This window comes from Streptomyces sp. SM1 (assembly GCF_002910825.1).
Lineage (GTDB): Bacteria > Actinomycetota > Actinomycetes > Streptomycetales > Streptomycetaceae > Streptomyces > Streptomyces okerensis.
In genome coordinates this window covers 1-9,966 of sequence record NZ_NEUB01000948.1, presented here as the reverse complement: position 1 = coordinate 9,966, position 9,966 = coordinate 1, and the positions used below count along the sequence as shown (strand labels likewise).

The following is a 9,966-nucleotide window of genomic DNA, read 5'->3' as shown; positions in this document are numbered from 1 at the left end:
GTGTGGCCGGTGGCGGTGTCGAAGGCGGGCTGCCAGGCCGTGGAGAAGTGCCGCACCAGCAGGTCGGTGACGGCGGCCGGCTGCTCCACGGGCACCAGATGGGACGCGCCGGGCACGACGGCGAGCCGGGCGTCCGGGACACCGGCGACCAGCGTACGGGCCTCGGCGGGGCCGGTGACCTGGTCGTCGGAGCCGACCAGCACCAGGGTCGGCACCCCGACACTGCCGAGTTCGGCACGCACGTCGAACGAGGCGAGCGCCTCGCAGGCGGCGATGTAGCACCCGGGGTCGGTGGTGCGCACCATCTGCACGGCCCACTCGGTGATCGCGGGCTGGGCGGCGGCGAATCCGCCGGTGAACCAGCGCTCGGGCGCGGAGCGGGCCACGGGATCGAGCCCGTTCGTCCGTACGATCACCCCGCGCCGGCGGAACTCGTCCGCCGTGCCGAAGCGGGGCGAGGAGGCGATCACCGCGAGCGACGCGAGCCGCTCGGGATGGCGCAGCGCCAGTTCGATACCGACGGCGCCGCCGAGCGCACAGCCGGCGTACCCGAAACGCTGCACACCGAGGCTCTCGAGGGTGGCGAGCAGCCGCGCGGTGAGATCGGCCACGGAGCCCGCGGGATGCGCGGGGGCGCCTCCGTGTCCCGGCATGTCGAACCGGAACACACGCCACTGCTTCGTCAACTCGGGCACCTGCCGGTCCCACATGTGCCATGTGGTACCCAGCGAGGGTCCCAGGATCAGAACCGGAGCGTCTTCCGGCCCGTCAAAGCGGTATTGCAGGGTGTTCGGCGGTGTCTCACTCACGCCCCAGACCCTCTCACGTCTCACAAAATCTCACACAGCCCGGGGAAGCCGGCGGCCCGATGCACCCGCGGCTCGATCGTCGGGCACTGCCGACGGCCTCGTCGATCGAGCCTGAGCCTTTCAGCGTGTACGCCCTCTCCTGACGCAGCGTGGCCTGCCGGCCGCACTCTCGCCCGGTCCTCCCGTCGACGCGCTGCTTCCTCCATCAGCACAGCTGCCAGCTGTTCCCAGTTTGCAGCAAAGCACTGGTGCCGTCCCGAAGGACGGGACGACGTAGCGGGAGACCTTTCGGGACGCTCCGATCGCCACCTGAAAACCAACCCTTGGGAACCGCCGCCGAAATCACACACGACCCTCCGCCTCACCGTGCAGGCCGTCCCATGTGGTGGCGGCTTCGCGGAGGTCTTCCACGTCTGGCTTCACGTACCACTTCTTCGTGGTCTTCACGTTCGTGTGCCCGGCCCACCGGGCGAGGATGTGATCCGGCACGCCGTTATTGGCGAGGAAGGTGAGGCAGGAGGCACGAGCGTCGTAGAGACGTACTCTGCGCAGGCCAAGAACCTCCATGAGCCGGTACGCGCGCCTGCGGAGTTGCTTGATCGTGAAAGCCTCCCCGGTCTCGTGCACCACGACGTACCCGGAGTCCGAGTAAGCCTCACCGAGGACGAGCCTCTCCTTGGCCTGGAGAGTCTTGAACGTCCTAAGGGCCATCAGTACTGGAGCCGGCAAAGGAAGATCACGTTCTCCGGCCATGGACTTGGTGTCCTTTTCCACGACGTATCGATTCCCCATCATCGTCCGGGTGTTGGCTATGGTGATCGTGGCATTGCCCAAGTCGACGTCCTCCCATCGAAGTCCGCAAACTTCAGCAGGACGCAGACCCATGAGGGACAGCAGAAGGGGAGCATAGAGCCGTTCCGCCCTGACGCCGTGAATGAACATCCGGACTTCCTGAACGTTCCACGGCTTCACTTCCTGCTTCTTCTTCCGGTCCTCCTTACGCGCCCTACGTGGAATTGTGACGTGCTGGGCCACATTCATGGTCAGCAGCCGCCGCGTCACTGCGCGATTCAAGGCATCCTTCAATCGCGCAAGGCTCATTTCCACACTGGTCACCCCGAGCGGAGTGCCAGCTTTTCCGCCGCGTGCACGTCCATACCTCAACGCCCAATTCATCCACTCTTCTACGTCTTCCTCCGTGAGCTCTTGAAGCCGGATGTGACCCAACTTCCCGCGAACCCGATCCAAGGTAATCCGGTAGTTGTAGATCGTGGTTTCTTCCAAATCATCCGCTTTCATGGCCAGCCATCGATCTAGCCACTCATTGACAGTGATCTGCTTGGGAGGAACGAACGTCCCTTCCTGGCGACGGTTGGTAATGCGCGCGTACTCAACCTTCGCTTCCTTGAGCGTGGCGAACGTACGAGTCAACTGCCTGCGCTTTCCGGTAGCAGGATCGACTCCCACATCGACCACAAACCGGTACCGCACCTGCCCCTTCGAGCTGGGCGGGAGCTTCTTGATCGGATCGGACAGGAGGTACTCACTCTCCTTCTGTGCGTGACCTACGCCGGTTAGGCACTGGGCTCATCTGATAGGCAACAGACCAGCGACGCTCCGCGCCATGGCACAGAGCGGCATCTGCAGGTTCGCGCAGCTCCACCGCCAAGCACAGCCGCGCACGCGAACGTACTTCGAGGATCGTCACGATCGCCGGTTTTGCTAACCGGCGATCGTCGTCTATGTTGCGCTCGCCGTCCGCACGCGATCCACGCTCCGAGTGCGTCGCGTACGTTGGTGGGGCAAAGAGAAGGCGGACACATCGGCAACGTTCACGGACAGAGCAAGCTCCTCGTTACATCGGGGACGGGCTGACCGGCCACATGGTTCAGGGTGTTGTACGTTGACATACCCCTACTGCGACTTCCACCCTTTCCAGCGCCTTTCTCTTCTGCCGTGGGCGAATAAGGAAAGGCAGCTACCGAACCGGGGCCAGTTACCGCGGCGGCTACGACGTCGGCAATTCGGCCCCAGCACGACGACTCGAAGCGGCCCCGGTTCGTGAAAATCCATGACGGCTCGAAGCGGCCCCCGTGTCGGCATGGGCAGGTCTCTGCCGGAGTCTGAGAAAGCTGCCGATGCCCAGGGGGGGCGATTCCAGCCGCCCGGGTGGGACCGCCCGGACGACGTCGCAGTCAATGACGTGTGCGCGAGTGAGGAGGGCCGGTTGGCCCTGGGCTGAAAGCCTTGTCCCACAGCGAGCCGACGGGGATCATGACCGCGTGCGGCACCAGAAGAAACTCCACGAACTACTCGAACGCGCCGGACTCACGGTCGTCGAGGATGTGCGCCCGGGCAGCCTGTTCCCGCCGGAGGCCGGCTGGCGGATCGCGCGGGGGATCGCGGCGCCGGACGGCGTGGCCCGGGAAGCGCTCGATGCCGCGTGGTGGCGCCGTCTTCGCGACGTCGACGGCGAGTTTCTGGTGGCCGTCCTCAAGCACCGGATCGGCGGCAACGACTCGTGGTGGACCCGGGTCCGGCACGCCGGGAGCGGAGTGCCGGAGTTGACCGGCGACCCCGGGTTCGTGGCGCTCTCCCTCGACGGGCAGGTACTGCTGGGCGAGGTGCCCGGCGAGGGCGGGCCTCGGGTGACGGCCCTCGACCGACTGTCGGAGCAGCTGGAGGAGGCCGCCGAAGCCGCCGGGCGCGAGACGGAGGTCGAGCGCGCCGAGGTGTGGGCGGCGGTGCCCGGCCGACGTGCGTGGCCTCTGCACTGGGCGGAGGGGATCGGTTTCAATCCGGCTGCGACGGACGAACTGCTGATCCGGCTGCTGGATGTGGAGGAGGGCTTCCTGTACGGATGCGACCGGCCCGCCGTCCTCGACGCCGCCTTGGCGCACCCCGATCCGCGGGTGCGGTCAAGGCCCGCCGACACCTTCCGGCCCAAGCTCACGTCCGATCAGTGGGTACGTCTGGTCCGCGCCGAGCCGTCGCCCCATCGACGCGTGCTCTGGGCGGAGCGCGCCTGCGTCTGGGGCGCCGAACTCCCCGAGGACCTGTACGACGACCTCCTCACCGGCCCGTCCCGCGCGCGAGCCGCCGAACTCCCGGGGCTCCCTGCACAGCACCTCCCTGGCCTCGTGGCCGACGCCGATCCCCGGGTGCGGGCGGCCGCCTGTGCCCGGTGGGAGGAGCTTGCTGCGCAGCTGCGGGAGCGGCTGTTGGCCGACACCGATTACGCGGTGCGCACGGCTGCGCTGCTCGCCCACCACAGCGGCGTACCCATGCCTCGCGAGGTTTTCGCCGCCCTGCCCGACCCGCGGCAGGCGCTCGAACGGTGCCGCCTCGAGCCCGACCTGGAGGCGGAGCTGGTCCGGGACGGAGACGCGGAGGTACGTCGGGCGCTGGCCGCCAACCCGGGCCTGGGCGCACACGGCGTCGCCGTGCTGGCGGAGGACCCGCAGGACGACATCCGCTCCGCGGTGGCGCTGCGCCCCGACCTCGCCGAGGAGCAACGTGCCGCGGTCCGCCACGACTTCGACCCGACGTCGATGTCACACACCCTGCCCTGGGTCGAGGACCTGCACGGCGACGCCGACGCGATGCGCCGTCTCGCCGCGTCGTCCCACCCACTGGTCCGCCGCAGTGTGGCTCGAGCCCGGCACCTCCCGCCGGATGTCGTGGCGCGCCTGGCGCGGGACGAGGACCGGGTGGTCCGCCTGTTCCTCGCCGAATCGTGCGAGGACGCGCCGGCCGACATGCTGCTGGAGGTATGGCGCTGGTGGGGCGGCAGCTTCAGTCACCCCGACCGGCCCCGCAGCCACCCCAACTTCCCCCGCGCGGGCCTGTTGCGCTACACCGCCGACCCCAGCGGGCGGATGCGCCGCCTGGCCCTGGACGATCCGGAGTCGACACCGGCCGACGTCGCACGCCTGGCCCGGGATCCCGAAGCCGAGGTGCGCCGCCGCGCGGCTGAGGACCCCCGGCTGTCACCGGCCGACGCGGTGCGGCTGCTGGACGACCCGGAGGCCCACGTCCGCGACACCGCGGTGCGCAATCCGCGGCTGCCGGTCCGCGTCCTGGCCGGGCTGTTGCATGACCGCGAGACGGCATGCACAGCGGTCACCAACCCGACGATCCCAATCTCCGCCCTGCACCGCATCCTTACCGCGGCTGCGGCAGCCCCGCGCTGAACACCGACATCCCGCACGGCGGCCGTGGTGGTCCGACGCTGAACTCCGGCACGCCTAGCCGGCCACCCCTACTCCAACTCCGCGAGCACCCGCCGTACCCGGTCGTACGTGCGCCGCCGGCGCACCTGCGGGGTTGGCCGCGACGTCGTTCGGCGGCCCCACCCGGGCGGCTGGAATCAGCCCCCCCCTTCCGGACGGACTTCATCCACGCCGGACTCCTCTCGCAGCCGGTCTTCCCTCAACATGGTCGAAGCGGAGCTGGCATACGTCCGCGCAAGACTCGGCACAATCCAGTCCTTCCCCCAACGGGCCACGACCAACTCCGTCCCTGGCCGAGGAAGCGCCCGCAATGTCACCGCGCAGTGTCCGTTGTACGCCAAGCGGGTCGTGATCTTCGGCTCCGTTCCTGGGCCGTTGTCCTGCCGGATCTGCCACCACACCTGGCTGAGCGCCGAAATCACGGCTGCCGGGTTCAGACCAGGCATCCATGTCGCCCAGTGCTGACCGCCCGGCCCACCTGATGTTCACGCATGCCGAACACCGATAGCGTCCCTGCGTGAGTATCTGGTTGTCAGCCTGTCCGCGGACTACATGATTGCCTTCCATCGCCACGGCGGTGCCCCTGTCCGGCCGCGCAGGCAATCGATGCGGTACTGCGCCTCGCGCCGCCACTCCGGGCGGCTGGCGGCGTGCTGCGCGGCGTACGTCGTCATCCGCAACTCTCGCGCGCCAGCGAGAAGTTCATACCCTTCCCACTCCGTGACGTCAGCGCCGTAGGTCTCGCAGAACGCGGCGTAGTCCTCCGCAGACACCGCGCCGGTCGTGGTGAGCTTCACCGCGGTCGACACGAGATCCCACTCCGGGGGGCCGAATGAAGCGCGCTCGAAGTCGAGCAACATCGGGCCAGCCTCCGTGCGCGCCACGTTGCCGACCCATGCATCCCCGTGGACTACACACTCCGGCAGGCCCTTCGGCCTCGACGCCCATTGCTGCTTGAGATCCTCAAGCCGACCCTTCAGCCACAGCCGGTCATCGTCAGAAATTGTGATCGCTGCGTCGATGCGCTCAACCAGCCGGACGAACGGGTCCAGCTCACCCAGTGGCAGGTCTGGTTTCGGCAGGGTGTGCAGTTGTTTGAGGAGCACGACGACGTCGGTGACGGTCCCGATTGCGTGTGGTGGCAGCTCTTGCCAGAACGTCACTGGGTGCCCGCTGACTGCTACCGGCTGCTGCAGGTCAAGGGCGCGTACGGCGGGCACGCCTTTGGCGGCCAGCCAGCGGGCGACCTGAACCTCGCGCGTTGCGGCGGCGGACTGTCCGGGCCGGGCGATTCGCACCACCACTCCCCCGGGCAGACGCCATATGGCGTTCTCGGCGATCCGTATTGGTTGGGCGTTGGTCGCGTCGAGGCCGGCTGCGAGGCACGCCTCCTCAAGTACGGCGTGGGTGGGCGTGGGCGAAGTAGTCACGCCTGCACCGTAGCCGCGATGCGCTCGCGCAGGTCACTGGCCTCGGGAAGGTTCCGGTGCCGGCCTGCGAACCGGGCGAGTTCCCGCAGATCCTCGGCGGCCCGGCAGGAGGTCAGCTTGCCGACGTCATCCAGCGCTCGGTGGCCGAGTACGACCGCGTGCCGCGGATCGTCTCCCTTGGCCATGACCAGAGAAGCGAGTTTTGTCTCGGAGATGGCGCGCGAGCGGGCAAAGGCGTTGCCATGTCCCTTCACCGCGATTTCGAAGCGGCGGGCCGCCTGCCCGGGGTCCTGGTCCGCATGGACCGCGAGGTCGAACAGCGCGTGGGCAGTGTCGCCATGATGCTGGGCGTAGTCGTAGTAGGCCATCCACGGCGGATCCTGCGCCGGGTCGGACTGTTCGAACGCGGCGTCGGCTTCTCCGACCGCACGCAGGGTGTTGGCTACGTCGCGCATCTTGCCGAAGGCGCGGGCGCGTGCCGTGTGCAGCATGGCACGCTCGGTCGCGGACAGTCGGTCGGAACGCACCAGACCCTTCTCCGCGTGGGTTAAGCCACTATCCGGATCTCCGACCCAGATTTCCTGCCGGGCCATGAACGAGTACGTCTTGGCGCGTAGGTGCCACTCCCCGGCTTCCTCCGCGCACTCAGCGGCTAGCCGGAAGCTGACTCGGGCATCGTCGTGGGCGTACGCATCGAACTGTGAGGCGCCGACGACAATCCCCAACCGAGCGACAGAGGCTAGGAGTTCAGGCCGCAAGGGCTCGGGGCAGGGCACCGGCAGCAGGGAGGCACCCCACATGATGGCGCCGCGGGCGAGTTCTCGCACCGCGCCGCCGCCTCCGTACTCGTTGTCCTCGCGATGGATGACATCGGCCAGCGACTTCAACTGTCTGATCTCGCGCGGGCGGATCTGAGTCGGGATCTCCCGGGGGGCTGCTGGGGTCACGAGGTGGACGAGGTCTATGGGGGCGATGGCGGCAAGGCCGCTCGTGGCGAGGAAGGCGCGACGGTCCACAGAGGCAGGGCTCCCGCTCGGAGGTGTTGTACTACCTCTGCCCAGGATGCGACCTTCATGGACCTGAACCGGTACCTCCGCCCTGCCAGGAGGTGCACTTTCCGTTTCGGGGCGGGCTTTTTCCGTTTGCCCGAACACCATCCCCCACGCCCGGGCGAGGACTCCGCCCGTCTGCAGGACCTCGTCCAAGCGCTCAGCCAAGTCCTTCGAACAGGTAGCAGTCCCCTTCTCGATCTTCTCAATGAGTGAACCGCTGACCTGCACCTTCACGCCCAACTCGGCGTGCGTGAGAGGACCGCGCTTCTTACGCCAGGTCCGCAGTTCATGACCGAACCAGTCACGCGGGGACGCGTCCGGAGTCAACTGCTTCTCGGGTCTTGGCATGGGCTGTTCCTCGCTCGCGAAACGGAAGATCGAGGTTTCCGAATCAAGATCTGCACGCGGTCCTGTCGGCCTGGCTCAATGGTTGCTCACGGCCGCCACCCCAGTACACACCGCATCCGGCGCCGGTTGGAGAGATTTCGTCGAACGAGGGACTCCCCGTGAAGGCAGACCTGATGAGGGCTCAACAGCCCGTTTCAGATGGCACAAGCGCTGCGGTCCGGACGCGTTCCGGAGCATGCGAAATCGACGTCGCTCTGACAGCCGCTGCCGTCTCGGGCGTGCGTGACCTCGTCAGTGCGTGCCTCCGTCTGTGGGGCCTGACCGAACTCGACTGGCGGGTCACTCTCACTGCGTCCGAGCTACTGACGAACGCCTTCCAGCACGCCCGCAAGGAGGATGAGTCCTCGGTTCCAGTGAAGGTCGTCCTCACCCGGACCCCCGACGGGGTCTTCCTGTGCGTCAGTGACCCGCACCCCTGGCTCCCAGCCGCCGTCTCGGCAGGCGAAAACGACGAGGGCGGTCGCGGCCTGATGCTGATCAAGACGCTCAGCGACAGATACGGCTGCTCGTCCACTGCCCACGGCAAAGACGTTTGGGTCACGATCCTGCACTCCGCGTAGTCGCATTCCCCCGCCTCTGACGAGACCCGAAAGGACTTCCCAATCATGAAGTCAAGCCGCCGCCGTGACGGGAGGTGAACCTTGGTAGCACTGTCCGTCACGGATCATCGCCCACAGGACATTGAGGCGTCGGCGGGCGAGGGCCAGCAGAGCCTGCTTGTGTCCTTTCCCCTCGCTCCTCTTGCGCTGGTAGTACGCCTTCGAGGCGGGACAGGTGGTAGTGCTGACCATCGCCGACAGGTACATGCTCCGCAGCAGTCCACGGTGGTAACGCCTGGGTCTGCGCAGGTTGCCGCTGACGCGGCCGGAGTCGCGTGGCCTGGGCGCCAGGCCGGCGAAGCCGGCCAGCCGATCGGCGCTGCCGAAGGCGTCCATGTCACCGCCGGTCGCGGCGATGAACTCGGCACCGAGCTTGGGGCCCATGCCGGGCAGACTGCGGATCACCTCAGCGTGCGGATGCTCGCGAAACTTGGCCTCGATCAGGGCGTCGAGCTCGGCGATCTCCTCATCGAGGGACATCACCCCCTTCGCGAGGCGGACCACCATGGCGGCGGCCAGCGTCTCGCCAGGCAGGGCCGTCAGCTGCGCCTGGGCAGCCTCCACAGCCGTTTTCGCAAGTGCGGCGGCGCCGCGGACCTTGCGGTTCTTCAGCCAGGTCTCGATCCGCTTCGCGCCGGCGCGGCGGATCGCGGCCGGGGTCTGGTAGCCGGTCAGCAACATCACCGGCCCTTTGTTGGTCAGCTCAAGCGAGCGTTCCAACGCGGGGAAGATCTCCAGCAGTTGAGCGCGGAGACGGTTGATCTGCCGGGTGCGGTCGAAGACCACGTCCAGGCGCCGGGTAGTGAGCGTGCGCAGGTCAATGGCGATCTCGTCGCCGGGCCTCAGCAGGCCGAGATCACGTCGGACGCGGGCCTGGTCGGCGATGACGAAGGCGTCCTTCGCGTCAGTCTTGCCCTCGCCTTTGTAGGTGGCCGATGCTCGGTGGACCGCGAGGCCGGTGAGGTAGGCCATCGGCTGGCCGTGGCTGAGCAGCAGGCCGATCAGCAGGGCGGCCCCGCCGTGGTTGAGGTCGACGGCCCACAGCACGTCGGTGGATATCTCCAGGACGTCGCCGATGAGCTGAAGCAGCTCGGTCTCGTCGTTCAGGACCCGGCGGGACAGCAGCCGCTCGCCGTCCGCGTTGATCACCACGCAGTGGTGATGCGTCTTGCCGATGTCCACTCCGGCCCAGATCTCGGGCACGTTCCCTCCGCCAGCTCGTCGTCACATCGATCCCGCAGACGACCTCGCCGACGTTGTCCTACAGCAGCGATCGAGTCGCGTCTCCCAATTGGCGGTCGAGTCGTCGCGGGGCTCCGGGCGGCCAAGTCCTTTGAGCCATCCAAACGGCGCCCACCATGCAGCCATACCCAGAACCCCTGGGCCCTCCGATCCTACGAATGACCGGATCAGACCCACGTCTTGAAAGGTAGGAC

General features: G+C 67.6%; 7 protein-coding genes. 2 read left to right on the top strand and 5 right to left on the bottom strand.

Features of this window, described 5'->3' with window-relative positions; all coding sequences use genetic code 11:
• Positions 1 to 809 (bottom strand): alpha/beta fold hydrolase (locus tag B9S61_RS33110; RefSeq protein WP_146065014.1); only part of this gene is annotated, 809 nt, incomplete at its 3' end.
• A 342-nt stretch (positions 810 to 1,151) separates the two neighbouring features.
• A complete protein-coding gene (locus B9S61_RS33105) occupies positions 1,152 to 2,285 on the bottom strand; it encodes a site-specific integrase (RefSeq protein ID WP_258039989.1) in 1,134 nt (377 codons plus the stop codon).
• 806 nt (positions 2,286 to 3,091) lie between these two features.
• Between B9S61_RS33105 and B9S61_RS33100 the strand changes: the two genes are divergently transcribed.
• Positions 3,092 to 5,002, top strand: a complete 1,911-nt coding sequence (locus B9S61_RS33100; RefSeq protein ID WP_103545484.1) for a hypothetical protein — start codon at positions 3,092 to 3,094, stop codon at positions 5,000 to 5,002.
• Positions 5,003 to 5,589: 587 nt separating this feature from the next.
• On the opposite strand, the gene B9S61_RS33095 is transcribed toward B9S61_RS33100, so the two are convergent.
• Both B9S61_RS33095 and B9S61_RS33090 read right to left on the bottom strand, forming a co-directional pair.
• Positions 5,590 to 6,471 (bottom strand): aminoglycoside phosphotransferase family protein, encoded by an 882-nt coding sequence (locus tag B9S61_RS33095; protein WP_103545483.1) that lies wholly within the window; start codon positions 6,469 to 6,471, stop codon positions 5,590 to 5,592.
• The gene (locus B9S61_RS33090) at positions 6,468 to 7,871 is read right to left on the bottom strand and encodes a helix-turn-helix transcriptional regulator (protein ID WP_103545482.1); all 1,404 of its coding nucleotides are present in this window, start codon (positions 7,869 to 7,871) and stop codon (positions 6,468 to 6,470) included. The genes B9S61_RS33095 and B9S61_RS33090 overlap by 4 nt, the downstream gene beginning before the upstream one ends.
• A 278-nt stretch (positions 7,872 to 8,149) precedes the next feature.
• Here B9S61_RS33090 and B9S61_RS33085 point away from each other — a divergent pair, with 278 nt between their 5' ends.
• Positions 8,150 to 8,491 carry an ATP-binding protein gene (locus B9S61_RS33085; protein ID WP_258039988.1) on the top strand — a complete coding sequence of 114 codons (342 nt, stop codon included), beginning with the start codon at positions 8,150 to 8,152 and terminating at the stop codon, positions 8,489 to 8,491.
• A gap of 51 nt (positions 8,492 to 8,542) precedes the next feature.
• Here the strand turns inward: B9S61_RS33085 and B9S61_RS33080 are convergent, their stop codons facing one another.
• Positions 8,543 to 9,733, bottom strand: a complete 1,191-nt coding sequence (locus B9S61_RS33080; RefSeq protein WP_103543576.1) for an IS110 family transposase — start codon at positions 9,731 to 9,733, stop codon at positions 8,543 to 8,545.
• Positions 9,734 to 9,966: the final 233 nt, after the last annotated feature.

Excerpts from the sequence above, each read along its gene's own strand:
- B9S61_RS33090 (WP_103545482.1), bottom strand. The coding sequence starts at position 7,871 with ATGCCAAGACCCGAGAAGCAGTTGACTCCGGACGCGTCCCCGCGTGAC.